Source organism: Candidatus Thiodubiliella endoseptemdiera (assembly GCF_964212635.1).
Taxonomy (GTDB): domain Bacteria; phylum Pseudomonadota; class Gammaproteobacteria; order PS1; family Pseudothioglobaceae; genus Thiodubiliella; species Thiodubiliella endoseptemdiera.
In genome coordinates, this window is sequence record NZ_OZ156463.1 from 814,708 (window position 1) to 840,691 (window position 25,984).

A 25,984-nucleotide genomic window follows, 5' to 3' on the forward strand; every position below is an offset into this window, starting at 1 on the left:
TCTAATTAAGTGTTGCGGCTAACGCCTCAGCACTTTTTTGCACCAAATCTAAATTCTTGCCTTCAACCATCACTCGAATGAGTGGTTCAGTGCCAGAAGCACGAATTAATACTCTGCCAAATTCACCTAAAGCACTCTCCACTTTGCTTTGTGTTTCTTTTAGTGCCTGATGCTGTGATAAATCCACTTTTTCTTTAATTTTGACATCGATTAATACCTGTGGGTATTTTTGTACTTCGGATTTTAATTCGCTTAGTGTTTTTCCGCTTTTAATTACTACTTCTAATACTTGCAAAGCAGCAATAATTGCATCACCTGATGTAGCTTGATTAAGGCAAATAATATGTCCTGAGCCTTCACCACCAAGAATAGAATTGTGTTTTTGCATTTGTTCCATTACAAATCTATCTCCGACATCGGCTTCAATAAAGTTAATACCCAAATTTTGATAACCATGTTGCACACCAAGATTGGTCATTTTAGTGCCAACCACTGTATTGCTTGTTAACCGCTTTTGATTTTTCCATGCTTTAGCAATAATGAAAACTGACTCATCCCCATCAATTAATTCACCTTGTGAATCTACCATCATTAAGCGGTCTCCATCGCCATCAAAAGCGATGCCTAAATCGGCTTTTTTTTCAAGTACAACTTCCTGTAATTTTTTAGTATTCGTCGCACCACAATTCAAATTAATATTAAAACCATCAGGCTGATTATTGATAATAGTAATGTTAGCGCCCAACTCTGAAAATACATTTTCAGCGATATGGTAGGTTGCACCATTCGCACAATCTACCACGATATTCAAATTAGATAAATCAATGTCTTTGTCAAAAGAATGCTTACAAAAATCAATATAACGACCCAAAGATTGCTCGTGACGCACGGCTTTGCCAATATTTTCACTACTAACACTGACCATCGGTTCGCTTAAACGCTTTTCTATGTCTTTTTGATCTTGGTCACTGAGTTTAAAGCCCTTATCAGAGAAAAATTTAACCCCATTATCTTGAAAATTATTGTGTGATGCACTGATAACAACGCCCACAGTAGCCCCATAAGTTTGGGTTAAATAAGCAATTGCAGGGGTAGGCATCGGCCCCAAAAGCCCAACATCAACACCCGCAGATAAAAATCCCGCCTCCAATGCAGATTCAAATAAATAACCTGAAACACGGGTATCTTTGCCAATAACAACACTGGGATTTGCATGATTTTGTGCCAAAAATGAACCTACCGCCCAACCTAATTTTAGGAAAAAATCTGCCGTGATTGGCTCAATACCGACTTCGCCCCGTATTCCATCTGTTCCAAAATAATTAACCATTATCCAACCTTGTTTAATACCATTAATGCATCTTTCATTTCTAAAACATCGTGTACACGCACAATATTTGCACCATTTTGCACCGCCATTATAGCCCCTGTAACACTACCTATCATCCTTTCCCCAATATCTCTACCGCCAAGCATCTGCCCAATCATCGTTTTGCGTGACAATCCTGCCAACAAAGGTAAGCCAAAAAATTTAAACTCATCAAAGCGACGCAATATTTCTAAATTATGTTCATAGGTTTTTCCGAAGCCAAATCCTGGGTCTAAAATCAATCTATTTTTACTGATGCCTGCATCAACACAGGCATTTATCCTGCGTTCAAAAAAGTATTTAATATCTTCTACCACATCACCATATACAGGATTATTTTGCATACTGCGTGGGGTGCCTTGCATATGCATCAGACACACATCAGCCTTTAAATCAGCCACAATTTTTAACGCCCCTTCTGCACTCAACGCACATACATCGTTAATAATATGTGCCCCTGCTTGAACAGCCTGTGTCATCACTTCTGGTTTTGAAGTGTCAATAGAAATCACAATATTTGTAGTTTTGGTAAGTGCTTCAATCACGGGAATGACACGCGACAATTCTTCTTCAAGGGGAACGGCATCAGCATTTGGACGGGTAGATTCCCCACCAATATCAATAATATCAGCCCCTTGCTCAATCATCTGCTGTGCGTTTTGAATAGCATCTGCGACATCAAAATGCTGACCACCATCAAAAAAAGAATCGGGCGTTACATTCAAAATACCCATAATTTTAGGCTGAGTAGCCATCGTGTTTTAGGCGACTTGTTCGTTTAAAGGGCTTTCACCACCTTTACTATCACCATCGCCTGACACCTCTGTATCAACATCAAGCCCTTTGCCTAATTCGGTGGAGGCAACTTCGGAATCAACAATTACTGCAGCTTCACGCATTGGTTTTCTTGCCATTAAGTCGTCGATTTGGTCTTTGTCAATGGTTTCAAATTCCATTAGTGCTTCGGTCATTGTATGCAGAATATCGACATTGTCTTCTAATATTTTTAGTGCGATTGCGTAGTTTACATCGATAATTTTACGAATTTCAATATCAACTACTTTGAAAGTATCTTCTGAGATATGCTTGTGTTTGGTTACTTGCTTACCTAAGAAAACTTCGCCTTCTTCTTCTCCGTATGATAGAGGGCCTAGTGCTTTGGACATCCCCCATTGTTTGACCATTTTGTGTGCGATTTCGGTGGCGCGTTCGATGTCGTTACTTGCACCTGTTGTTACAGCATCGTCGCCATAAATCAAACCTTCAGCAATGCGACCGCCAAATAATGAGGAGATTTGTGAGTTTAACTTGCGTTTTGAAATGCTATAACTGTCTTTTTCTGGCAGGAACATTGTTACCCCTAATGCACGGCCTCTGGGGATAATGCTGACTTTGTAAACAGGGTCGTGTTCGGGAACTAAACGACCGACAATTGCGTGTCCTGCTTCGTGATAAGCGGTCATTTTCTTCTCAGTTTCGTCCATTGCCATTGACTTTCGTTCGGCACCCATCATAATCTTATCCTTAGCTTTTTCAAACTCTTGCATACCGACTAGTTCTTTGTCCTTACCTGCTGTAATCAACGCCGCCTCATTGCACAAATTCGCCAAATCTGCACCTGAAAATCCAGGTGTGCCTTTGGCGATATCAACAGATTTAACATTTTTAGCAATCGGTAATTTTTGCATATGCACTTTTAAAATCGCATCACGACCATTAATATCTGGCAGCCCTACCATTACTTGGCGGTCAAAACGACCTGGTCTTAACAATGCAGGGTCTAGCACATCAGGGCGGTTAGTTGCGGCAATGACGATAATGCCTTCAGAGCCTTCAAAGCCATCCATTTCAACCAACATTTGATTTAGCGTTTGTTCGCGTTCGTCGTGACCACCGCCCATGCCGGCACCCCGTTGGCGACCAACTGCATCGATTTCATCAATAAAGATAATGCAAGGTGCATTCTTTTTTGCCTGCTCAAACATATCACGCACACGAGATGCACCAACACCCACAAACATTTCTACAAAATCAGAGCCTGAAATGAAGAAAAATGGCACTTGTGCTTCACCTGCGATGGCTTTGGCTAATAGAGTTTTACCCGTGCCTGGGGGTCCAACTAATAACACGCCTTTAGGGATTTTTCCGCCGACTTTGGTGAATTTACCGGGTTCGGATAAAAAGTCCACCAATTCTTTAACATCTTCTTTGGCCTCTTCCACACCTGCTACATCTTTGAAAGTAACATTGGTTTCATCTTTGGGAATTAATCTCGCCTTAGATTTGCCAAAACTCATTGGGTTTTTCCCACCCATTGCACCGCCAGCACCCTTCATTGTGTAAAGAATCACACCGATTAACAATAAAATCGGCGCTAAAGAAATAATTAATTGCTTAAAAAATCCCTCTTTTTCAGGGGGTTTGGCGATCACATCCACGCCATTATTGAGCAAATCGCCCATCAAGCCCAAGTCACCAGGACTATAAGTTGAAAACTGTTCACCACCGACACCCGTGCCAGTAATACGACTACCTGCAATGGTTACATTAGAAACATCCCCCTGCTTAACACTTTGAATAAACTGAGAATAAGTGATATCGGTTTTTTCTTCTTTTGACTGAAACTGACTATAAAGTGAGCTCGCCACACTACCCAAAACCAACCAAAATAATAAACTTTTCAACATAATAAAAATCAATAAAAAATAAGAAAACAAATATACCCTATTCTGCTTGTAACCATTGTAAAATTATTGCAAATTCACAACTATTTTTTTAAACTAAAAATAAAACCATGTCAAAAATTAACCTACTTGCTATTATTCTTATTTCTACCCTATTAAGTGCTTGTGGCTTCCACACGCCGAACAATATTGCCTCACTGAATGCATCAATCACAGGCAATACAAGCGGTGCATTTGCAGTTGAACTTAAAAAACATTTTAATACAAATGCAGTGCAACTTTTAACAGTACAAATTGGCAATGAAGTGCAAAAACAACAAACCGTTACTTATTCAGCTGGTATAGTAAGTAGCTATTCACTAACACTAGGCGTTCCCATTAAAATATTTCAACACAAAAAATTATTACTTGTAAAAACTTTAACAGCAAATACCACCATGAGCAAACTCTCATTACAAGCCAATAGACTACAAATTACTACAAGCTACACACAATTACGAAAAGATATTGTAACGAAATTACTAAGAAGATTAAAAGCGTTAAATGCGAATTAAACCCGAACAACTCGCCAACAATTTGGCCAGTAAACTTAATTCTCTTTACTTTATTTTTGGCCCAGAACTATTATTAGTTGAACAAAGTTTATCCCATATCAGAAACACCGCAAAGACACAAGGATTTGACGACAGAGTTAGTTTTGAAGTTGATGGTAATTTTGATTGGGGTATCATCACTGCCGAACTCTCAGCGGCTTCATTATTCTCACCAAAACGCATTATTGAATGTCGTCTAAAAACAGGGAAAATTGGCCTTAAAGGCTCAAAAGCATTGACAGAAATTGCCTCAAATTTGCCCACCGATATTTTATTTATCGTCTCTACCGGCAAACTTGATTTTGCCCAACAAAAAGCAAAATGGTTTAAAACTCTCGATGCAAACGGTACTATCGTGCAAGTGTGGGAAGTGCAACGCGACCATCTTATTGGCTGGGTTGCTAACCATATGCAAGCAGAAGGATTAAACGCCAATTCGAAAATTGTAGAAGCCATCGCCTACTTTACCGAGGGCAATTTACTCGCCTCCATGCAAGAAATCCAAAAACTCAAAATAGCCTACCCCGACGGCAATATTAACGCTGATGAATATCTCAAGCAACTCAATCAACAATCCCACTACACCATTTATAATTTGGTTGATTCTGCATTGTCAGGTAATAGCGAACAAATGCTCAAAATTTATGCCACTATGACTGATGACACAGCAATGCCGATTATTTTAAGTAGCACACTGTATCGGGAAATCAGCGCCATCATCACTATGTCCATCGAATTGCAACAAGTGAAACAAGTGGAAAGCGTAATGGAAAGTCACCGAGTTTGGAAAAGCAGAAAATCCATCATTGGCAATACACTCAAACGCCTACCTTACCAACACCTGCAAAAAATGTTGCTACTACTAGGGCGTATTGACCGCTCTATCAAAGGCATGGACAACCTGAATGTCATCAATGAATTACGCACACTTCTATTAACTTTGTCAGGAAAAACACCATGGACTCAATAACAAAACTCATCACTACACTCGGGCAAAACGCACGCACCGCATCAAAAACATTGCGTAGCGCAACAACCCAACAAAAAAATAACGCACTAAATCATATCGCCACACAAATTGATAAAAACCGCAAAACCATCTTAAGTGCCAACCAAAAAGACCTACAACAAGGTAAAAATAACGCACTAGAAACAGCATTATTAGACCGACTAATGTTAGACAACACCCGCCTCGATGGCATCATTGAAAGTCTTAACCAAATCGCCACCTTACCCGATCCAGTCGGAGAAATCACCGACCTCAAATTCCGCCCAAGCGGTATCCAAGTAGGTAAAATGCGTGTACCCCTCGGCGCAATAGGCATCATCTACGAATCCCGCCCCAATGTAACCATCGACGCAGCAGCTCTTTGTCTCAAATCAGGCAACACCGCAATTCTACGAGGTGGCTCTGAAGCTATTAACTCTAATATGGCACTTTATGCTTGCGTTAAACAGGCCCTTATTCAGGCAAACCTAGACCAAAACTGCATCCAATTAATTGAAACCACCGACCGTTCAGCCGTTACCGAATTAGTCAAAGCCAAAGCCTTTATTGACGCTATCATCCCTCGCGGTGGCAAAGGCTTGGTTGAGGCCATTAGCGAAAACGCCAAAGTCCCAGTCATCAAACACCTGCACGGCGTTTGCCACACCTACATTGACAAAGATGCCGACACCCAAAAAGCCATCGACATCGCCTTTAACGGCAAAACCCGTCGCTACGGCGTATGCAACGCCACCGAAACCCTATTAGTCCACACCAAAGCCGCTGGTCGCATAATGCCCGAACTCATCGCCGCATTCATCGCCAAAGGCGTCCAACTCAGAGGCTGTCAAGAAACCCAAAAACTCTCAAAACAAATCACCCCCGCCACCCAACAAGACTGGGACACCGAATACCTAGATGCAATCTTATCCATTCGCATCGTCAATTCAATAAGTAACGCCATCGACCATATCGAAAAACACAGCTCAGGCCACACCGAAGCCATTGTCAGCGAAAACTACACTGCTACTCGTCGCTTTATGTCTGAAGTCGATTCATCTTCCATTATGGTCAACGCCTCTACCGCCTTCGCCGATGGTTTTGAATACGGACTAGGCGCAGAAATCGGCATCAGCACCGACAAATTCCATGTCCGCGGCCCCGTCGGCTTAACAGGACTCACCTCACAAAAATACATCGTCCTTGGCAACGGCCACACTCGACAATAACTCGCCCAAAATCAACCCCACCCCCCCTAATTTATGGTGCAATATCTCCTTACTTAAAACCAAACAATACTCATAGAGACCTTTGCATAAATAGGGATGATTAGCAAAATGACAGATTTTATTAAATTGGAAATTTTTTAAATCCACTCCTAGCAGGGCTAAGGGTGTTTTTAAAAAGTTTGTAATTTGATGAAAGATGGCGTTTTGATGATTATTCATATTTATGCAAAGGTCTCTCATAGACAAAACCAATGTAGATGATATATTCATCAAAATGGTCGTCAAAGAAATTGAAGAACGCTTCTCTCAAGGCAAAGTCTTGTCCCAAGACGACATCAACTACCAACATCAATCCTTGACAAGGTCGAACCTTGTCAAGGAAAAAAGGGGGTTGTGTGTTGAGTTTTTTAACCTAAAATGTGAAAAGGTCGGGGGATTTGTTGCCAGTCATTCAATTAAAATAACGCAATCAGATAAACCCAATAGTCCAACGCAAAAATATCGATTAGTTTAAAATTGAATTTTGCTAGTTAATCTTAAATTATAAAAATAATAATCAAAGTATCCTGTGTTTTTACGCATTAGACCTTAATAGAGACCTTTGCATAAATAGGGATGATTAGCAAAATGACAGATTTTATTAAATTGGAAATTTTTTAAATCCACTCCTAGCAGGGCTAAGGGTGTTTTTAAAAAGTTTGTAATTTGATGAAAGATGGCGTTTTGATGATTATTCATATTTATGCAAAGGTCTCTAATAAATATATTAAAATTACAAGCATTATTTTTAGCAAAAATTAATATGAATAATATACAACAAGCAAAACAAAATGCGATTAATTCACAAATTCGCCCTTGGGGTGGACTCAACTATATTGCCAATAACGCGTTAATGGATACGCCGAGAGAGCTATTTGTGCCTGGAGCGTATCAGAATTTGGTGTTTGCGGATATTGCAATTCCTTTGACAGATAAGGCAAAAATGTTTAGTCCTAAAATTGAGGGGCGTTTGTTAGATGCGCTAAATATTGGACAAGATGAAATGGTTTTGGAAGTGGGGACTGGTAGTGGCTATCTGACTTCGGTGGTGTCAAAATTGTGTAAATCTATTACCAGCATTGAGATTGATGAGGAATTGAGCCAAGGTGCTGGGGCAAAAATTAAAGAATTGGGTATTAACAATGTATCACTTGAAGTGGGTGATGCGTCTAAAGGGTGGCAGTCGAATGACTTTTTTGATGTGGTTATCGTCAGTAGTTCTGTGCCAAAAATCACGGGGCGTTATTTCCATTTACTCAATGTTGGTGGTCGTATTTTCGTCGTGGAAGGCACAGGTAATGCGATGCAGGCGAAACTCATCACTCGTATTAGTGAGCACAAATGGGAAACTAAATCGTTGTTTGAGACGCACCTTGATGCGATGCAGGGTTTAGAGTCTGTAGAACAATTTAACTTTTAAAAAATCTTGAAATATTTTTATAACTTTGTGTTGAAAAAATCGGGCGATAGTATTGTGCTATTGCTTTTAGTGCTTGGTTTTTTTATAGCACAAATCCCTAATTTTCAATTAGATGCGTCATCAGATTCTCTAGTTTTAGAGAGTGATAAAAGTTTACAATACTATAATAATATTAAAAAAAATTATGGCTCTGACGATTACTTAGTTATCAGTTATCAGGTTGAAAAAGACTTACTTGCCCCTGAGCAACTTGAACATTTAGCCCGTTTTAGAAAAGATTTGCAAGCCATTGATCAGATTAAGGCTGTAACTACGATTTTAGATGTGCCTCTGTTTCAATCACCGCCTTTGTCATTAACAGATTTGTCTTCTACAAGTATTTCTATTGATAATGGCAATGCTAATCTTGCAATGGCACACAAAGAATTTAAATCATCACCCTTGTATGCGGATAATTTAGTCAGTAAAGATGGCAAAACCAGTGCGATTTTAGTCATGCTCAAGAGCAATAAAGAGTTTGCACAGCGACGCCAAACGCGTAATACGATGCGAATTCAAAAGGTGAATGGCGAACTCTCTAAGGAGGAATTAACCCAACTCATTAGCCTTGAAAAACAAGTGTTACAAGATGCTACTACGCAAAGTGATACGCAGGCGGAAACAATTGCACAAGTGCGTACTACAATTGATAAATATCGCGATAAAGCCAGTCTGTTCTTAGGTGGTTTGCCGATGATTACCACTGATATTATTAGATATATTAACAATGATTTAATCGTCTTTAGTATTGCCATTATTGGTTTAATGACACTTATTTTGGCGTTGATATTTAAAGGCATTCGCTGGGTATTGATACCAATTGGCATTAGTATCACTGGTGCATTGACGATGACGGGTGTATTGGCGTTTTTAGGCTGGAAAGTGACGGTTATTTCTAGTAATTTCTTTTCATTGCTACTGGTGATGACGCTTTCGGTGACTATTCATTTAGTGGTGCGTTATCGAGAGTTGGCACAAAATGACCCTGATTTAGATTACCTAACGCTGATTAAAACTACCTTAGAGCAAATGCTTAAACCATGTTTATTCACAACACTTACAACCATTGCTGCCTTTGGCTCATTGCTGATTAGCGGTATTCGCCCAGTGATTGATTTTGGCTGGATGATGTCAATTGGTGTGACTATCGCCTTGGTTTTATCATTTATCATCTTCCCGATGGTGATGGTGTTCTTGCCAAAGGCCAAGGTGCAAACCTTTAAAACTGAGATAGGCATTACTAATAATTTGGCAAAATTTACTGAGAAGTTTGGCAATCATTTATTAATTATTTTGGTTTTATTTATTGGTGCTTCGGCTGTTGGTATTAGTAAATTGAGTGTTGAAAATCGCTTTATTGATTATTTTAAAAAAAGCACTGAAATCAACCAGGGGCTAACGCTAATTGACAAAAAACTCGGTGGTACTATTCCATTAGAAATCATCTTTGATGATTTGGCAGAAGACTATTGGTATGACGAAGATTTGCGTATTGATATTCATAAAATTCACCATTATATAGATTCTCTTGATGAGACTGGAAAGGTGCTTTCTATTGATACACTGATGCAAATATTAGCACAGGCCAATCACAATACGATGCCAAATGGATTTTTCTTAAACATTATTAAAGGACAAATTCCAGACACTGCCAAAACACAAGTACTAGACCCGTACCTCTCAGAAGACAGCGGGCAATTGCGTATGGTAATTCGTATTCGTGAAACCAATAAAGAACTAAAGCGTGGTGCATTGATTGAGAAAATTGAACACTTTATTACCAAAGAAGCGGGCTTTAGAGAAGGCACTTTCCGAACAACAGGTATGTTGGTGTTGTATAACAATATGTTACAAAGTTTGTTTAATTCACAAATTAAAACTATTGCCGTGGTGTTTGCAATGATTTTTATAATGTTCTTATTTATCTTTAAATCTTTTACTTTTTCATTGTTGGCTATTATTCCTAATATGTTACCATCCCTCTTTATTCTCGGCATTATGGGGCTAATGAATATCCCACTAGACTTAATGACCATTACCATTTCAGCGATTGCGATTGGCATTGGTGTTGATAATGCCATTCACTACATCCATCGTTTCCAAGACGAATTCCAAAAAGATGGTGACTATTTAGCCACAATGTATCGCTCACATAATTCTATCGGTTTGGCGATGTTCTACACTTCCATTACCGTTACTTTGGGCTTTTTAATTTTGGCATTGTCTAACTTTATCCCCAGTATTTATTTTGGTGTTTTTACTGCTATCGCTATGATTAGTGCGTTACTGGCTAATCTCACTTTATTGCCAAAATTGATTTTAATGATTAAACCAAAAATCTAAACTTATCCCTACACATAGTACTACCAAACCATGCCTGCACAACACCACTTTGATGTTTTAATTATCGGCACGGGCAGTGCAGGATTAATGAATGCTTTGCAACTATCTGATGATTTATCAGTGGCATTGATTGCTAAAGACAAATTTCTTAAAGGTAGTTCTTATTATGCACAAGGGGGGATATCTGCAGTACTTGATATTACCGATAATTTTCAATCGCACATCATTGACACTTTATCAACAGGGCATAAATTAGGCAATGAAAAAGTTATTCGTTTTATGGTGGAACACGCACCTGATGCTATTCGATCTTTAGAAAAAGCGGGCGTTATTTTTACCCAAGACAAGGACCATTACCACCTAACAACCGAAGGTGGACATAGCAATCGACGGGTTGCCCATGTGGCTGATAAAACAGGGAAGTCTATCCAAACTAACTTATTAAATAGTATCAAGAAAAAGAAGAATATCCACTTATTTGAAAATTTTATTGCCATTGACCTACTCACAAAAAACACCCAATGTCATGGTGCTTATGTGCTGAATAAATCTAATAACGAAGTAGAAAATTTTATTGCCCAGCAAACCGTTCTTGCCACAGGTGGTGCATCTAAAGCCTACCTTTACACTTCTAATCCAGATACTTCAACAGGTGATGGCATCGCGATGGCGTATCGTGCTCATTGTGATATCGTCAATATGGAATTTACCCAATTCCATCCGACTTGTTTATATCATCCACACGCAAAATCTTTTTTGATTTCAGAAGCCTTGCGTGGCGAAGGGGCTAAACTTATTTTGCCTAATGGAGATGCGTTTATGCACAAATATGACGAACGCCTTGAACTTGCACCACGAGATGTTGTCGCTCGAGCGATTGACTCAGAAATGAAAAAAAATGGCTTTGATTGTGTTTATTTAGACATCTCTTTTAAAGATAAAAGATGGATACAAGAGCATTTTCCAACCATTAGCGATAAATGTGCGTCATTTGGTATTGATATTTCCAAGCAACCTATTCCTGTCGTTCCTGCCGCCCATTACACCTGTGGTGGCATACAAACTGACATCAACGCTCACAGCAATTTAGACAATCTATATGCCATTGGCGAAGTCGCACACACAGGCGTACACGGGGCTAATCGTATGGCAAGCAATTCCCTATTAGAATGTATCGTTTTTGCCAAAACTTGTGCCCATCACATCAATCAACAGACTTTTAAACATACCCAGCCAGCTTTTAATAATTGGGATGCATCAAAAGTAAGCCTATCCAAAGAAAAGGTGATGGTAACGCATTTATGGGATGAAGTACGACGATTGATGTGGAATTTTGTCGGTATTATGCGTAGTAACAAGCGTTTGCACGCCGCACAAATGCGTTTGACACAAATACAAAATGAAGTAGATGAATATTACCGCCTATATTTGATTTCAAACGATTTAATTGAGCTTAGAAATCTCATCACCACCGCACAAATTATTGTCAAATCGGCAATTTCAAGAACAGAAAGCCTTGGTTTACATTACAATGAAGACTATCCACAAGCTGCTGACACTATTAAAAACACTATCGTAAAATTATGATATTACCCATTTTAAAATTCCCTGACGAACGCCTACGCACCAAAGCCGCCAAGGTTGAAATGGTAGATAATACGATTAAAACCTTAGTTGATAATATGTTTGAAACGATGTACGCTAAAGATGGCATCGGCTTGGCTGCTACACAAATTGACCAACATTTACAAATTGTGGTGATGGATGTCCCAGATTCAGGGGAAGACTACCAATTGCTGTTAAAAAAGCGAGAAAGTAAAACCAAAACACCGCTTAAATCAAAACACCCACTTTGTTTTATCAATCCCATTATTGTTGGAAAAGATGGCAAAGAAGTACACTCAGAAGGCTGTTTATCCGTGCCTAATTATTATGCAGATGTTGAGCGATTTAATCATGTCGTGGTTGAAGCCCTTGATGAAAATGGCAAAAAATTTACCTTAGAAGCAAAAAATTTATTGGCCATTTGCATTCAACACGAACTTGATCACCTTAAAGGGATTTTATTTGTGGATTACCTATCCAAACTTAAACAACGCAGACTGAAAGATAAGCTCAAAAAGGTCAAATGATTCAGGTTGGACCTTACCAACTCAATTCCAAAGTCCTACTTGCCCCTATGGCAGGTACCAGCGATAAGCCGTTTAGAATATTATGTCGTGCACAAGGGGCGGCACTCACTACTTCTGAAATGGTGGTCATACAACAACATTTACTCGACACTAATAAAACCAAATATCGCTTAGACTTTACAGGGGAATCTGCCCCGATTAGTATTCAAATTGCAGGCTCTGGGGCAGATGAATTAGCCATTTCTGCTCAAAAAGCAGTGGAATTTGGGGCGGATATTATTGATATTAATATGGGCTGCCCCGCCAAAAAAGTTTGCAACAAAGCGGCAGGTTCAGCATTGATGCAAGACGAAGAGTTGGTCAAGGGCATTCTCAATACCGTGGTCAATAGTGTTGATGTGCCTATTACTTTAAAAATGCGTACAGGTTGGAATCGTGACAATAAAAACGCACCTACCATCGCACATATTGCACAAGAAGCAGGTATTAAAATGCTCAGTGTGCATGGCAGAACTAAGGCAGATAAATACAATGGAGAGGCAGAATACGATACAGTTGCCGAAGTGGTTTCCCAGGTGGCTATCCCCGTGATTGCCAATGGCGATATCACTTCTGCCGAAAAAGCCAAACAAGTTTTAGATGCCACAGGGGCAAGCGGGGTAATGGTTGGTAGGGCTGCTCAAGGTAATCCGTGGATTATTGCGGAAATTAACCATTATTTAGAAACTGGAAAACACACTGAACCCATCCCATTGGCACTGAAAAAACAAACTGCTGTCAAACACATTCAACAAATTCACGCATTTTATGGCGAAGGATTAGGCGTACGCATTGCTAGAAAACACATTCTTTGGTATCTACAATATTTTAAAGATACTCAAACTTGTTGGACAAAAATTAGTAAAATTGACGCTTCTAAAAAACAATATCAACAATTCAAAAACTGTATCAATGAACACAACTGATTTACCCAAATGTATTAATGCCAAACTTGAACGCTACTTTACCCAGTTAAAGGGTGAACCAGCGACTGGCATACACAAAATGGTAATGAATGAGAGTGAATCAATTACCATTAAATTTGTATTGGATATGGTTGAAAAAAACCAAAGCGAAGCGTCTCGAATCCTGGGAATGAACCGTGGAACGCTCAAAAAGAAAATTGAACTTTATAAACTTTAAGAGATTACAACTATGATAAATCGTGCTCTAATCAGTGTTTCTGATAAAACTGGCGTCCTTAAATTGGCACAATTTTTAGCTAGTAAAAATATTGAAATATTATCCACAGGTGGTACCGCCAAACTCTTATCTGACAACAATATCCCTGTTATTGAAGTATCAGATTACACGGGTTTCCCTGAAATGATGGCAGGTCGTGTAAAAACTTTAAACCCAAAAATCCATGGTGGTATTTTGGCACGACGCGGATTAGACGAAGCAGTGATGGCAGAAAATGACATCAATCCAATTGATCTAGTCGTCGTTAATCTCTACCCTTTTCAAGCCACAATTGCCAGTCCTAATTGCACCCTTGAAGATGCGATTGAAAATATCGACATTGGCGGCCCAGCAATGCTGCGTTCAAGTGCCAAAAATCACGCATCAGTTACGGTGGTAGTAGATGCGTCAGATTATCAAACTGTGATTGACGAAGTCAATTTAAATGGTAATACTTCATTAGTAACCAGAACCAAATTAGCACTCAAAACTTTTGAGCATACTGCACAATATGATGGTGCAATTGCTAACTATCTTGGCAAAGGCGAAGACGGTTTTTCAAACACAATGAACTTGCAATTTAACAAAGTACAGTCTATGCGTTATGGTGAAAACCCACATCAAAATGCAGCATTTTATGTTGAAAATAATATCACAGAGGCTTGCGTAGCGTCATCAACACAGTTTCAAGGCAAAGAAATGTCATTTAATAATATGGCAGATGCCGATGCTGCTTTGGAATGTGTGCGTAGTTTTGATGAACCTGCTTGTGTCATTGTCAAACACGCTAACCCATGTGGTGTTGCCGTGCGTTCTAATATTTTTGATGCATATGATGATGCCTTTAAAACTGATCCAACTTCAGCATTTGGTGGCATCATCGCCTTCAATCGAAATCTTAATAAAAAGACTGCCGAAACCATCATTGAGCGTCAATTTGTTGAAGTCATTATCGCACCAAGTGTTGATGACGATGCCAAAGAAATTTTATCTACCAAGCAAAATGTCCGCGCCTTAGAATGCGGTGATTTAAACAAAGCCCAGCCATCATTAGACTACAAACGCGTTACCAGTGGTCTGCTAGTGCAAGACAAAGACCTTGGCTCAATTACTACCAATGATGTGAAATGTGTCAGCGAAATCCAACCAACTGAAGAACAAATGAATGATTTAATGTTTGCTTGGAAAGTTGCAAAAACTGTCAAGTCAAACGCCATCGTTTATGTCAAAAATCAAATGACCATCGGCGTCGGTGCAGGGCAAATGTCTCGCGTCTATTCTGCCAAAATCGCAGGCATCAAAGCTACCGATGAAAACTTAACGGTTGAAGGCTCAGTAATGGCATCCGATGCTTTCTTTCCATTCCGAGATGGCATCGATGCTGCTGCCAAAGCAGGTATCAAAGCCATCATCCAGCCTGGTGGCTCAATGCGTGATGATGAAACTATCGCTGCCGCCAATGAACACGGCATTGCTATGGTGTTCACGGGTATGCGCCACTTCAAACATTAGAGACCTTTGCATAAATAGGGATGATTAGCAAAATGACAGATTTTATTAAATTGGAAATTTTTTAAATCCACTCCTAGCAGGGCTAAGGGTGTTTTTAAAAAGTTTGTAATTTGATGAAAGATGGCGTTTTGATGATTATTCATATTTATGCAAAGGTCTCTGTAATAGATTAAAATAGCACGCATGAGTACTGAAACAATCAAAGCATTTCCAGAAGTAACCACCGTTATTCTTAATAATGATGGTACAGTGGACTCTATCGCTCAGGAGTATTACGATGTGGACAAGGTCAAGGCACACATACAAGAACACATCAAAATGGTGCGACAATATGACAAAATGGGATATTACAACCTTGCTAAACCTGAATTTGTAAATGAAGTAATCACTACTTTTACCAACTTAGAACTGAGTAAAAAAAATGTGATTCGAGTGAATAACTTTATGGATATTCAAGGACCTACTGAATGCAATCGCGTTTGGCAATTGCCCGATGAAGTAAAAGTAGAAGTGTCGAAAATGTTACATGGTTTTGAAGTAACTTACGATACTGAAAATTGGGAAGATTTTACGATTAAGCCATTGAAAGACAATCCAAGTTAAGACAAAATTCTTACCCTGAAAGTTTTACCTTTGAGTTTGTCGTTTTGAATTTTTTGCAATGCAGTTTTCACTAACTCTGAACTCACTGCCACATACGACCAATTACTTACCACATTAATTTTTCCAATCTTATCACCTGGGATACCGCCTTTACCTGTGAGTCCACCAACAATATCACCGGGGCGCAATTTTTGTTTTTTACCGCCATCAATTTTTAGTGTTGTCATTGTCGGGTGTTTAATAGGTTTGTTTAAATAATTGTCACTCGGCAATGGACTGGTACAATCCACCAGATCAATGTCCAATAAATCCAATTTTCGTGTTTCTTTATCGCTATACAAAGTGCAGGCAATACCGTGTTTTCCTGCCCTGCCTGTGCGTCCAATACGATGAGTATGGACTTCAGGATCGTGCGCGACATTAAAATTAATCACCATATCTAAATCATCAATATCTAACCCGCGTGCGGCGACATCGGTTGCTACCAACACCGATACACTACCATTAGAAAAACGAATTAAGGCTTGGTCGCGTTCGCGTTGATCTAAATCTCCATGAATAGAAATCGCATAAAATTTATAGTAAGCCAACTCATCTGCCACATCTTGCGTGTCAAGCTTAGTATTACAAAAAACCAATGCAGAATCGGGCTTGTGTTTTGCCAATAATAATCGCAATGCCGTCATTCGCTCATCATCCGTATTCGTCAGATGAAAATATTGCTTAATCGTTGATTCTTCTACCGAAGGTGCTTCAACAATTGTAGGGTGTTGCATTACTCTGTCAGCAATTGATGAAATTTCCACAGGGAAAGTTGCACTGAATAATAAAGTTTGGCGATTTTCAGGAATTTTTTCGATAATTTGATCAATGGTATCTTGAAAACCCATATCCAGCATCCTATCCGCTTCGTCTAACACCAAAGTGTTAATATTACTCAATTTCAGCGTGCCTTTACGCAAATGTTCTTCAATCCGCCCAGGTGTACCTACGACAATATGCACACCGTGCGCCAAAGAGCCAATCTGTGGACCAAAAGGTGTGCCGCCGCAGAGCGTCAATACTTTAATATTATGTACCGTGCGTGCTAATTTTCGAATTTCACTTGCCACTTGATCTGCAAGTTCTCGTGTGGGACAAAGCACAATAGCTTGTGCTTTGAACGAAGTCGTGTCTAATTTTTGCAATAAGCCTAAGCCAAAAGCAGCTGTTTTCCCTGAACCTGTTTTCCCTTGCCCAATCACATCTTTGCCCGACAAAATCATTGGCAGACTCAATGCTTGAATAGGCGTCATAGATTCATAACCTAAACTACTCAGGTTTTTTAAAAAATCAGGATTCAGTTTTAACGCAGAAAAATCAGTTGAACTCACAGAAAAATACTCAGATAATAATGCGATGAATTTTACGCTTGATATGGTTAGAGACCTTTGCATAAATAGGGATAATTAGCAAAATGACAGATTTTATTAAATTGGAAATTTTTTAAATCCACTCCTAGCAGGGCTAAGGGTGTTTTTAAAAAGTTTGTAATTTGATGAAAGATGGCGTTTTGATGATTATTCATATTTATGCAAAGGTCTCGGTTATAATAATCACTGTCTGTTATGTTTGTGATTGGCTTTTGTCCCCTGAGCTGATAAATAAAAACTAAGGATATGAGGTAGGATACTATTGTGCAAGCCCACCTTGCCTTTTAGGTATTGAAGTGGGAAGCCTGCGGTATACTTCGAATTTCCGCCTTGAACCTTATGGTTCAGGTTTAGAGCCACGCGACATAATAGACACCAAATTTTAAGGTTTGACTAATGAAAACACTACGCCAATCTCTCAGACAACAACGAAGTGCTATTCAACCACGCGATAGAGAGGAATTAGCCAAAACCCTTGCTTTCCAAGTAAAAAGAGGTGCAAAAGTCCAATATAAGCATAAAATTTCCTTATATTTAGAAAATGATGGCGAAATTAACCCAAAATATGTGCAAAAATGGTTAGAATCTCAAGGAATTTACCCTTATTTACCTGTTTTAGTTGGAAAATCTCTTAAATTTGCAAGAATAGGCAATAAATTTAAGAAAAATCGCTTTGGAATTGATGAGCCTGATACACCAACGCTGCTAAATGCCAGCCAAATGAATATTATTTTTATACCTTTAGTGGGGTTTGATAATAATAAAAATCGCATTGGTATGGGTGGTGGATTTTATGACCGCACATTATCTTTTAAAAAACATCAAATACAACATAGCAACCCAAAACTCATCGGTTTGGCATTTGATTGTCAAAAAGTGGATAAAATCATAACTCAGGAATGGGATGTACCATTAGATAAAGTGATTACGCCGACGACTATTTACCGCTAGCATATTTTTGGAAGAAAGATTTCAATGTTGGGTTCTCGTTAATTAAATTCATTCCGAAGCCACGCAACCAGCGTAAAGGCTCGTTATTTTCTTTATAAACCCAATTTAAACCTGTCATTGTCTTTGCTATCAATTCATTATCCAGTCGGCGTGCTCGTGCGTATCGGCGTAAAGCAGGTAAATTACCTAAAATTTGTCTATCTTTGTCTAATTGTATCGATAATTCATTAACATCTGAAAAACCCAAATTAACTCCCTGCCCTGCAAGGGGATGGATGTTGTGTGCTGAGTCACCAATCAGTGCCAAATTATCTTTAACATATTCTTTGGCGCTGCGTTCAATCAGTGGGAAGGCTTGGATTGGACTCAGAACTTCAAACTCGCCAAAGCGATATTCCACTCCTGTGGATAATTTATCGGCAAAAACTTCGGGTGATAAGTCCAATAACTCATTAGCAAGGTAGTTTTCTGCCGACCAAACAATAGATGCCTCATTCTCACCAAGTGGTAAAAGTGCGATGATGCTGTCAGATAAAAATCGTTGCCAAGTAGTATTTGCAAAGCTTTTTTCAGCACGAATATTGCAAATGATGGCTTTTTGCTGATAATTAGTTTCGCTAAATTCAATATTAGATAAATCACGAACGCGAGAACGCGCCCCATCAGCACCAATGAGTAAGGCACAGTCTAGTCGCTGTGTATTATCCAAATACAACGCATAGCCCGATTCTGTTTTATCAATAGTATCTAATTTAGCAGAAATAAATTGCACATCTGTCTCGGACAATTCAGCGAACATTGCCGATTGAATACAATCATTTTCAACAATATGTCCTAAATGCGTTGTGTTATTATCTGTAGTTGAAAAATCTAAATGTCCGTGAGAATTTTGATCCCAAACTTTGGTATCAGTGAAAGCATGTTTTCGTTGAATGCTGTCCCACGCGCCAATTTTTCGCAAAAATGCTTCCGAAGTCGGGGTAATCGCACTTACACGAGTATGGAAATTATCTTGTATTTCAGGATTTGGGTTGTTAGGTTCAATAATCGCAATACTAAAATTTCGATTTGCCATGGATAAAGCGAATGCCTGTCCAACCATGCCACCACCAACAATGATAATATCAAATTTACTCACCAGCGATTGTCATTTGGTTAATCAGTACTGAACCGACTTTAATGTTACTGCGATAGTCCACATCATTGCCCACATGTACAATACCGAGCAACATTGCTTTCAGATTGCCCGCAATGGTTAACCCCGATACTGGATATTGAATTTCACCATTTTCCACCCAAAATCCCAACGCACCACGGGAATAATCGCCCGTTGTACCATTCACACCTTGCCCCATTAATTCAGTTACGACCAAACCTTTATCCATCGCTTTTATCATCTCATCCAAACCGCCATCAAAGTTTTCTTTAATGATAACATTGTTCACACCGCCCGCATTTGCCGTGGTTTTTAAGCCTAATTGATTGGCAGAATATTGCCCCATTATGAAGCTTTTCACGCGTCCATGTTCAACAAAATATTGCTCGCGTTTGAGCACGCCATCACGGTCCATTGACTTAGCGCCCAGCGTTTTTTTGGCGAAAGGATTTTCAAATAAACTAATGTCTTCAGGCAAAATAATTTTATCAATACTATTTAATAAAAAGGTCGATTTTTTATACTGACTGGAGCCACTCAACGCACCCAAAAGGCTTGAAAATAATCCACCCGATAGGCGCGGGGTAAAAATCACAGGGCATTTTTGCGATTCAATAGAGCGTGCACCGAGTTTTTGTTGTGCGAGTTTTGCCACTTTTTCGCCTACTTGTTGTGGCGTTTCTAGATCAGTCGCATCCAGTGCCGTAGTATATTCATACGCTGTTTGCATATCATCGCCTCGTTTGGCAATTAATGAACAGTTAAGCGAATGGCTGGTGCTATTTTGCATCGCAATCAAATCGTTAGAATTGGCATACAAACCTTGACCTTGAAAACTAGAGACTTCCGCCCCTTCAGAGTTACCAATTTCATCTTGTGCAAGTGCTGTTTCTTCGCAAATCTTTGCCAATTTAATACTACGCTGTGCATCTAAATCCCAAGGATGATACATATCCAAATTTGGTCTATCAAACGCCATTAATTCTTTTGGTGCTAAGCCATTAAAAGTATCTTCTTGCGTATATTTTGCAATCAAACACGCTGATTCAATGGTTTTCTCAAGACTGGCTTTGCTAATATCAACACTTGATGCGTGCCCTTTCTTTTTGCCAAAAAATACATTGACATCAAAACTTTTATCTAGGTGATATTGTAAGGTTTCCACCTCACCCAAACGCACCACCGTAGAAACACCCGAACTTGAACCTAGCGATATTTCATAATCACTAACCTGATATTTTTTGAGTAATTCAATTGCCGTATGTGCAGTTTGTTCTAAGGGTGACATCTTTATATTTTGGTTACCTCTAATAAATGCAATCGGCGAGAATCTGCTTTCAACACCTTGAATTTAAAGCCCTGTAAATCAATCTCACTCATCTGCTTTGGCAAACAAGTAAAACCAGAAATTACTAGACCTGCAACGGTATCTACACTTTCTGCTTGCAATTCTACTTTAAAAAATTTATTAAAATCTTCAATTGGCGTATTGGCTTTGAGCAAAAATCTACCATCACCAAAATCAATAATATTATCTTCCTCCAAGTCGTGTTCATCTTCAATTTCACCTACGATTTGTTCCAACACATCTTCAAGTGTTACCAAACCCGCAATCTCGCCATACTCATCTACCACAATTGCCATATGTGATTTTTTTTGTTGAAAATCTCGCATCAATGAGCCTAAAGTTTTACTCTCTGGTACTAATACCACTTGGCGTAAATACTCTTGAAAACTAAATTCTTTATCTTGTCCGCTGGATAAATGACTGAGTAAATCCTTTGCTAAAATTACACCCTGCACCTTATCTTCTTGTGCATTCAATACTGGAAATCTTGAATGTGAAGATTGAACCATTATTGCTAATAAATCTTTGGTTGAAATGTTATTTTGAATCAGCACCATCTTTGACTTAGGCACCATCACATCACGCACTTCCATATTTTCAAGTTGTAATGTACCTTCAATCAAACTGCGACTATGAGAATCAATAATATGGTTCTCTTCAGACTCTTTTAAAGCTTGTAAAAGTTCATCACGAGATTGTAACGGGGTATGGAAAAATCGTTTTTTTAGCTTTTGTCTAAAAGACAATGTCGAGGGGGGGTAATCTTCGTTCATTTAAAATATAATAAATATTAATTAGTTATTTTACCAAAAATCAAGACTTTTTACCACTTCGCATATTTTTACCCTGTGCAGCACGCTCTTTACGCACTTGTTTTGGATCGGCAATCAGTGGTCGATAGATTTCCACGCGGTCTTTTTCACGCAAAACCGTGTCTAATTTGGCAATCTTACCAAAAATACCAGTTTTATCTTTAGATAAATTAATTTGTGGATAAGTATTCAAGATACCCGAAGTCTCAATCGCCCGTTTAAGCGTCGTGCCTTCACTCACTTCTAAAGCAAGTAGTGTTTGTTTTTTCTCTAAGGCATAAGCAACTTCAATTAGCATCACTTAGAGACCTTTGCATAAATAGGGATGATTAGAAAAATGACAGATTTTATTAAATTGGAAATTTTTTAAATCCACTCCTAGCAGGGCTAAGGGTGTTTTTAAAAAGTTTGTAATTTGATGAAAGATGGCGTTTTGATGATTATTCATATTTATGCAAAGGTCTCACTTAATATCACACAAGTTCTGTGCTTCTTGAAAATCAAGCGTACCTTCATAAATCGCACGCCCCGTAATTGCCCCCATAATGCCGTGTCGTGCCTCGCTCAATAACCCAGAAATATCATCCATATTAGTAATGCCGCCAGATGCAATAATCGGAATGGAGGTTTGCTTGGCAAGATTTACCGTCGCCTCAATATTTACCCCCTGCATCATTCCATCTCGTGCAATATCGGTATAAACAATTGAATTCACGCCATCTTGCTCAAACTTTTTCGACAAATCCACTACGCTCAAATCCGTCTGCTTCGCCCAACCCTCAGTCGCCACTAAACCATTATTAGCATCCAAACCTACAATAATTTTATCTGGGAATTCACGGCACAATTCTGACACAAACTCAGGGTGTGTCACTGCCATCGTGCCAATAATCAAATACTTAACCCCCGCCTCAACATAAGTATTCGCAATCTCCATCGTCCGAATTCCGCCCCCAATCTGCACAGGTAAATCAGGAAATTCCTGTGTAATCTCCATCACACTCTGCGCATTAATCGGCTTACCTTCAAATGCCCCGTTCAAATCCACCAAATGCAAGCGTCTCGCTCCTTGTACCACCCATTGCGTTGCCATATCCACAGGATTATCAGAAAATACCGTGGTATCCTCCATCACCCCTTGTCGCAGTCGTACACATTGTCCATCTTTTAAATCTATTGCGGGGATTATTATCATTTTCTTATTCTTCTTAAATTAGGGTGTATTTTACTATTAATCATTAAAGTGTCGATAGCCAATTGCTATAAAGACTCAATAATTTAAGACAAACAAAACTAAGATGAGACCTTTGCATAAATAGGGATGATTAGCAAAATGACAGATTTTATTAAATTGGAAATTTTTTAAATCCACTCCTAGCAGGGCTAAGGGTGTTTTTAAAAAGTTTGTAATTTGATGAAAGATGGCGTTTTGATGATTATTCATATTTATGCAAAGGTCTCATTGTATTGTAAATTTTGTTATCAAGCCTCACGCCGATAACTAATCGCCTCGGTTAAATGTTGGATGTTGACAGTATCTGCATTGTCTAAGTCGGCAATGGTTCTGGCAACTTTGAGGATGCGATGGTAGGCCCTTGCACTTAGGTGAAATTTATCAATGGCAATCTCTAAAAGATGTTTGTTGTTCTCATCAAGTAAAATGAACTCATCAAGCTCATCAGGGTTAAGTTTATCGTTGGTTTTACCTTGTCTCTTGATTTGTCTATTATAGGCTCTTAACACTCTTTTTCGTATAACTTCACTTGATTCCACACTACTATTGGTTTGTTCAAATAGCGCTTCTTTTGGCAGGGGTGGAACGGTTAGAACCATATCAATTCTATCTAACAATGGTCCTGATATTTTGTTTTTATATTTGCTGATTTGGTCTTGTGTGCAATGGCATTTAGCCGTACCATCGCCATAATAGCCACAGGGACATAGTTTCATTGCCTTGTTACCGTTTTTAACTTTTAGAGTAGAAAAACCCATTGCAGGAATGCCGATAAACCTTGATACCATAGGCAACCACCTAAAGGCTAAAAGATTAAAAGGCAACAAATCGCAACCATTCGTTGCCTCAAAACTTGGTGTTGATGTTAAAACCATTAATAACTGGGAGAAAAATAAAACCAAAAATATACCTGCTAAATATTATCCCAAGATTATGGAATTTTTGACCTATTGCCCTCTAATTCAAAACACAGAGTTTAAAAATATGCCTAAAACATTGGGGTAAAAAACCAAACTTCACAGACTCCACCAAGGACTTAATCAGAAACAATTTTCAGAACTGCTAAAAGTTGATTCAACCACTGTTAAATTTTGGGAGAGCGGAGAAAGAAAACCTTCGGAAAAAATAGTTGTGAAATTAAAAAAACTATTGGCTATCAACTAAAAAAACATGACTAACAATGTCGTTGTTATATGCTCACTCTAAAGTATTTGCAACATTTTGAATAACATCATCCCACTTGCCATCTTCATTTTGTCTAAATAGTTGCATCACATTTGGATACCAGTAACTGTCATCTCTATCTTCTGCCCAACGCCAGTCTTGGTTAAACGGTAACATCACATAAGTTTTGACACCTAGTGCGCCTGCAAAGTGTACAGTAGAGTTGTCTATGCTGATGACGAGATCTAAGGCTTTGATTTGGGACGTGAAGTTGTCTAGGTCTTTGAGTGGGTCAGCATCTTCCCAGTCATGGATGGTAATACCTGTTTGCCGTTTGAAGTTGTTAATTTCTTGTTGGCGGTCACCATATTGTAGGTTGATGATATTAGCACTTTGGCTGGCTTTGGTGAGTATAGGTAATATTTTCTCTAAAGTCAATGAACGGTCTCTTTTGTTTTCTGCTGTAGCGCCACCTGCCCAAGAGATGCCAATGTTGGTATTATGCTCTAAGTTATTAAATCTATCTTGCCATTTATGAAGTAGCACATTATCGACTTTAAGATAATGTTTATGTTTACCAAAGTCTTTAATATCGTTTCTATAGAATTTAGGCAATGAGCCAATAAACATCCAGTAATCAATCTTATTATCCAAGTCTTGATAACGATTGTCTTTGTCTTTTGGAATAGCGGTTAAAAAATCAAAAGAACGGTTAAATAAATCAATAAGTCGAGTATTGCAGGCTAAGGTAATTTTAGCACCACTATCAACCAATTCTAGCAATACCGAAGCAAACATAACTGTATCGCCTATACCTTGCTCTAGACAGACAAGGATGTGTTTGTCTCTTATATTTTCACCTTGGTATTGGGGGGTAGAGACATTGGGCGAAATAGTTTTCATTAAACCTCTACCTCTTTTACTTGGATGATAACGAGATTCATATAATTCAAATCCTTCACCAAATTTTATCAAAGTAAGATTTAACAAAGACAAGTTCCATTTAGTTTCAATATAATTTGGATTAACTTTTAGTGCCATTTGATAGTGCTCTTTAGCTTTGTCAAATTTTTTTTCTTTTTGAAGTAACACTCCAAAACCATTATGTGCCTCAGTATAATTAGGATCAATGTTTAATGCTTTTTGATAATATTCTTTTGATTTATTAAACTGTCCTTGCTTTTGAAAAAATATGGCTAAATTGTGATATATAGTGGCATTGTTAGGACTAATATTGAGTGCTTTTTGATAATACTTTTTTGCCTCATTAAAGCGTTTTTGCTCTGTAAGAAATGTGGCGAAATTGTTGTAAGTTTGAGAGTTACTAGAATTAATACTAAGTGCCTCTTTATAGTGCCTTTCTGCCTCATTAGGCTGTTCTTTTTGCTGAAAAATTAACGCTAAATTACTATGCAAATTAGCGTCATATGGGTTAATCTCTAAACTTTTTAATGTATATTGTTTTGCTAGTTCTATTTGACCTAATATCCCTGAGAATGCACCTGCATTTTTTAATAAAGTTAAGTCATTTGGAAACTGTTTGAGTGCCTGTTGAGAAAGAATTAAACTCTCTTGAATTTTACCTTTCTGATAAAGTTGGGTAATTTTAGCATTAAGTTTTACTAAACTTTTTCTAGTATTAATACTAGAATGTTTTGCATTCGAGAAAGCGTATTTTTTTTTAGACATTTACTATTGTAGATACGCCATTAATCTGCCCTAAATATGTTATGCT

Annotated in this window: 32 protein-coding genes and 1 other RNA gene; 16 read left to right on the top strand and 17 right to left on the bottom strand. The window is 38.5% G+C overall.

What is annotated here, in order from left to right; genetic code table 11:
• Nucleotide 1 precedes the first annotated feature (1 nt).
• The 3 genes from glmM to ftsH are packed head-to-tail and all read right to left on the bottom strand — an operon-like array spanning nucleotide 2 to nucleotide 4,056.
• On the bottom strand, nucleotides 2–1,330 hold the full coding sequence (gene glmM / locus AB8525_RS04340) for a phosphoglucosamine mutase (RefSeq protein ID WP_369178835.1): 1,329 nt from the start codon (nucleotides 1,328–1,330) through the stop codon (nucleotides 2–4).
• Nucleotides 1,330–2,124: a dihydropteroate synthase gene (gene folP, locus AB8525_RS04345; RefSeq protein ID WP_369178837.1), complete on the bottom strand. Its 795-nt coding sequence runs from the start codon at nucleotides 2,122–2,124 to the stop codon at nucleotides 1,330–1,332. The genes glmM and folP overlap by 1 nt, the downstream gene beginning before the upstream one ends.
• Nucleotides 2,125–2,130: 6 nt before the next feature.
• Entirely contained in the window at nucleotides 2,131–4,056 is a 1,926-nt protein-coding gene (gene ftsH, locus AB8525_RS04350) for an ATP-dependent zinc metalloprotease FtsH (RefSeq protein WP_369178839.1), read from the bottom strand.
• Nucleotides 4,057–4,163: 107 nt separating this feature from the next.
• On the opposite strand from ftsH, the gene AB8525_RS04355 reads away from it, so the two are divergent.
• The 3 genes from AB8525_RS04355 to AB8525_RS04365 are packed head-to-tail and all read left to right on the top strand — an operon-like array spanning nucleotide 4,164 to nucleotide 6,863.
• A complete protein-coding gene (locus tag AB8525_RS04355; protein WP_369178841.1) occupies nucleotides 4,164–4,607 on the top strand; it encodes a hypothetical protein in 444 nt (147 codons plus the stop codon).
• Nucleotides 4,597–5,616: a DNA polymerase III subunit delta gene (gene holA / locus AB8525_RS04360; RefSeq protein WP_369178843.1), complete on the top strand. Its 1,020-nt coding sequence runs from the start codon at nucleotides 4,597–4,599 to the stop codon at nucleotides 5,614–5,616. Before AB8525_RS04355 ends, holA begins: the two co-directional genes overlap by 11 nt.
• Complete coding sequence (locus tag AB8525_RS04365) at nucleotides 5,604–6,863, top strand: glutamate-5-semialdehyde dehydrogenase (RefSeq protein ID WP_369152866.1); 1,260 nt, start codon at nucleotides 5,604–5,606, stop codon at nucleotides 6,861–6,863. The genes holA and AB8525_RS04365 overlap by 13 nt, the downstream gene beginning before the upstream one ends.
• Here the strand turns inward: AB8525_RS04365 and AB8525_RS04370 are convergent.
• Nucleotides 6,819–7,082: a hypothetical protein gene (locus AB8525_RS04370; RefSeq protein ID WP_369178845.1), complete on the bottom strand. Its 264-nt coding sequence runs from the start codon at nucleotides 7,080–7,082 to the stop codon at nucleotides 6,819–6,821. The two genes, AB8525_RS04365 and AB8525_RS04370, sit on opposite strands and share 45 nt — an antisense overlap.
• Before the next feature lie 4 nt (nucleotides 7,083–7,086).
• Between AB8525_RS04370 and AB8525_RS04375 the strand changes: the two genes are divergently transcribed.
• The gene (locus AB8525_RS04375) at nucleotides 7,087–7,377 is read left to right on the top strand and encodes a hypothetical protein (protein WP_369152868.1); all 291 of its coding nucleotides are present in this window, start codon (nucleotides 7,087–7,089) and stop codon (nucleotides 7,375–7,377) included.
• Between the two features lie 74 nt (nucleotides 7,378–7,451).
• On the opposite strand, the gene AB8525_RS04380 is transcribed toward AB8525_RS04375, so the two are convergent.
• Entirely contained in the window at nucleotides 7,452–7,601 is a 150-nt protein-coding gene (locus tag AB8525_RS04380; protein WP_369150050.1) for a hypothetical protein, read from the bottom strand.
• A gap of 4 nt (nucleotides 7,602–7,605) precedes the next feature.
• Here AB8525_RS04380 and AB8525_RS04385 point away from each other — a divergent pair, with 4 nt between their 5' ends.
• Genes AB8525_RS04385 through purH form a run of 7 tightly spaced genes read left to right on the top strand, consistent with a single transcriptional unit; the run spans nucleotide 7,606 to nucleotide 15,569 of the window.
• A complete protein-coding gene (locus tag AB8525_RS04385) occupies nucleotides 7,606–8,322 on the top strand; it encodes a protein-L-isoaspartate O-methyltransferase (RefSeq protein ID WP_369178847.1) in 717 nt (238 codons plus the stop codon).
• 27 nt (nucleotides 8,323–8,349) lie between these two features.
• A complete protein-coding gene (locus AB8525_RS04390) occupies nucleotides 8,350–10,704 on the top strand; it encodes an RND family transporter (protein WP_369178848.1) in 2,355 nt (784 codons plus the stop codon).
• A gap of 30 nt (nucleotides 10,705–10,734) precedes the next feature.
• On the top strand, nucleotides 10,735–12,291 hold the full coding sequence (nadB, locus tag AB8525_RS04395) for an L-aspartate oxidase (RefSeq protein ID WP_369178850.1): 1,557 nt from the start codon (nucleotides 10,735–10,737) through the stop codon (nucleotides 12,289–12,291).
• On the top strand, nucleotides 12,285–12,836 hold the full coding sequence (gene def, locus AB8525_RS04400; protein ID WP_369179013.1) for a peptide deformylase: 552 nt from the start codon (nucleotides 12,285–12,287) through the stop codon (nucleotides 12,834–12,836). Before nadB ends, def begins: the two co-directional genes overlap by 7 nt.
• Nucleotides 12,833–13,801 (top strand): tRNA dihydrouridine synthase DusB, encoded by a 969-nt coding sequence (dusB, locus tag AB8525_RS04405; protein WP_369178852.1) that lies wholly within the window; start codon nucleotides 12,833–12,835, stop codon nucleotides 13,799–13,801. Before def ends, dusB begins: the two co-directional genes overlap by 4 nt.
• Complete coding sequence (locus AB8525_RS04410; protein ID WP_369152876.1) at nucleotides 13,788–14,018, top strand: helix-turn-helix domain-containing protein; 231 nt, start codon at nucleotides 13,788–13,790, stop codon at nucleotides 14,016–14,018. Before dusB ends, AB8525_RS04410 begins: the two co-directional genes overlap by 14 nt.
• 12 nt (nucleotides 14,019–14,030) lie before the next feature.
• Complete coding sequence (purH, locus tag AB8525_RS04415) at nucleotides 14,031–15,569, top strand: bifunctional phosphoribosylaminoimidazolecarboxamide formyltransferase/IMP cyclohydrolase (RefSeq protein WP_369152877.1); 1,539 nt, start codon at nucleotides 14,031–14,033, stop codon at nucleotides 15,567–15,569.
• Here purH and AB8525_RS04420 read toward each other — a convergent pair.
• On the bottom strand, nucleotides 15,566–15,712 hold the full coding sequence (locus tag AB8525_RS04420) for a hypothetical protein (protein ID WP_369149988.1): 147 nt from the start codon (nucleotides 15,710–15,712) through the stop codon (nucleotides 15,566–15,568). The two genes, purH and AB8525_RS04420, sit on opposite strands and share 4 nt — an antisense overlap.
• A gap of 40 nt (nucleotides 15,713–15,752) precedes the next feature.
• On the opposite strand from AB8525_RS04420, the gene AB8525_RS04425 reads away from it, so the two are divergent.
• A complete protein-coding gene (locus tag AB8525_RS04425) occupies nucleotides 15,753–16,172 on the top strand; it encodes a hypothetical protein (RefSeq protein WP_369178854.1) in 420 nt (139 codons plus the stop codon).
• Here AB8525_RS04425 and dbpA read toward each other — a convergent pair.
• Nucleotides 16,169–17,545, bottom strand: coding sequence for an ATP-dependent RNA helicase DbpA (gene dbpA, locus AB8525_RS04430; protein WP_369153064.1), 1,377 nt, complete (start codon nucleotides 17,543–17,545; stop codon nucleotides 16,169–16,171). The genes AB8525_RS04425 and dbpA overlap by 4 nt on opposite strands.
• Nucleotides 17,546–17,592: 47 nt before the next feature.
• Nucleotides 17,593–17,739 (bottom strand): hypothetical protein, encoded by a 147-nt coding sequence (locus AB8525_RS04435; protein ID WP_369152881.1) that lies wholly within the window; start codon nucleotides 17,737–17,739, stop codon nucleotides 17,593–17,595.
• A gap of 29 nt (nucleotides 17,740–17,768) precedes the next feature.
• Between AB8525_RS04435 and ssrS the strand changes: the two genes are divergently transcribed.
• A non-coding RNA gene (gene ssrS, locus AB8525_RS04440) (6S RNA) lies at nucleotides 17,769–17,963 on the top strand.
• 17 nt (nucleotides 17,964–17,980) lie between these two features.
• Entirely contained in the window at nucleotides 17,981–18,535 is a 555-nt protein-coding gene (locus AB8525_RS04445; RefSeq protein WP_369178855.1) for a 5-formyltetrahydrofolate cyclo-ligase, read from the top strand.
• On the opposite strand, the gene AB8525_RS04450 is transcribed toward AB8525_RS04445, so the two are convergent.
• The 8 genes from AB8525_RS04450 to AB8525_RS04485 all read right to left on the bottom strand — a co-directional run bounded on the left by AB8525_RS04450 (nucleotide 18,522) and on the right by AB8525_RS04485 (nucleotide 23,960).
• Entirely contained in the window at nucleotides 18,522–19,673 is a 1,152-nt protein-coding gene (locus AB8525_RS04450; protein WP_369178857.1) for an FAD-dependent monooxygenase, read from the bottom strand. The genes AB8525_RS04445 and AB8525_RS04450 overlap by 14 nt on opposite strands.
• Nucleotides 19,666–20,979, bottom strand: a complete 1,314-nt coding sequence (locus tag AB8525_RS04455) for a metallopeptidase TldD-related protein (protein ID WP_369152887.1) — start codon at nucleotides 20,977–20,979, stop codon at nucleotides 19,666–19,668. The genes AB8525_RS04450 and AB8525_RS04455 overlap by 8 nt, the downstream gene beginning before the upstream one ends.
• Nucleotides 20,980–20,981: 2 nt before the next feature.
• Nucleotides 20,982–21,812, bottom strand: a complete 831-nt coding sequence (locus tag AB8525_RS04460; protein WP_369178859.1) for an HlyC/CorC family transporter — start codon at nucleotides 21,810–21,812, stop codon at nucleotides 20,982–20,984.
• Nucleotides 21,813–21,852: 40 nt separating this feature from the next.
• Nucleotides 21,853–22,149, bottom strand: a complete 297-nt coding sequence (locus tag AB8525_RS04465) for an RnfH family protein (protein WP_369152890.1) — start codon at nucleotides 22,147–22,149, stop codon at nucleotides 21,853–21,855.
• Nucleotides 22,150–22,152: 3 nt separating this feature from the next.
• A complete protein-coding gene (locus AB8525_RS04470; protein ID WP_369178860.1) occupies nucleotides 22,153–22,299 on the bottom strand; it encodes a hypothetical protein in 147 nt (48 codons plus the stop codon).
• A 15-nt stretch (nucleotides 22,300–22,314) separates the two neighbouring features.
• On the bottom strand, nucleotides 22,315–23,046 hold the full coding sequence (gene hisA, locus AB8525_RS04475; protein WP_369152891.1) for a 1-(5-phosphoribosyl)-5-[(5-phosphoribosylamino)methylideneamino]imidazole-4-carboxamide isomerase: 732 nt from the start codon (nucleotides 23,044–23,046) through the stop codon (nucleotides 22,315–22,317).
• 75 nt (nucleotides 23,047–23,121) lie between these two features.
• Nucleotides 23,122–23,295, bottom strand: coding sequence for a hypothetical protein (locus AB8525_RS04480; RefSeq protein WP_369152893.1), 174 nt, complete (start codon nucleotides 23,293–23,295; stop codon nucleotides 23,122–23,124).
• 38 nt (nucleotides 23,296–23,333) lie between these two features.
• Nucleotides 23,334–23,960, bottom strand: coding sequence for an ATP-binding protein (locus AB8525_RS04485; protein ID WP_369152897.1), 627 nt, complete (start codon nucleotides 23,958–23,960; stop codon nucleotides 23,334–23,336).
• On the opposite strand from AB8525_RS04485, the gene AB8525_RS04490 reads away from it, so the two are divergent.
• Both AB8525_RS04490 and AB8525_RS04495 read left to right on the top strand, forming a co-directional pair.
• Nucleotides 23,851–24,090 carry a helix-turn-helix transcriptional regulator gene (locus tag AB8525_RS04490; RefSeq protein ID WP_369152898.1) on the top strand — a complete coding sequence of 80 codons (240 nt, stop codon included), beginning with the start codon at nucleotides 23,851–23,853 and terminating at the stop codon, nucleotides 24,088–24,090. The two genes, AB8525_RS04485 and AB8525_RS04490, sit on opposite strands and share 110 nt — an antisense overlap.
• A gap of 54 nt (nucleotides 24,091–24,144) precedes the next feature.
• Nucleotides 24,145–24,249: a hypothetical protein gene (locus tag AB8525_RS04495; protein WP_369179015.1), complete on the top strand. Its 105-nt coding sequence runs from the start codon at nucleotides 24,145–24,147 to the stop codon at nucleotides 24,247–24,249.
• Nucleotides 24,250–24,282: 33 nt separating this feature from the next.
• Here AB8525_RS04495 and AB8525_RS04500 read toward each other — a convergent pair whose 3' ends face one another.
• Nucleotides 24,283–25,938: a tetratricopeptide repeat protein gene (locus tag AB8525_RS04500; RefSeq protein WP_369152900.1), complete on the bottom strand. Its 1,656-nt coding sequence runs from the start codon at nucleotides 25,936–25,938 to the stop codon at nucleotides 24,283–24,285.
• Between the last annotated feature and the right edge of the window lie 46 nt (nucleotides 25,939–25,984).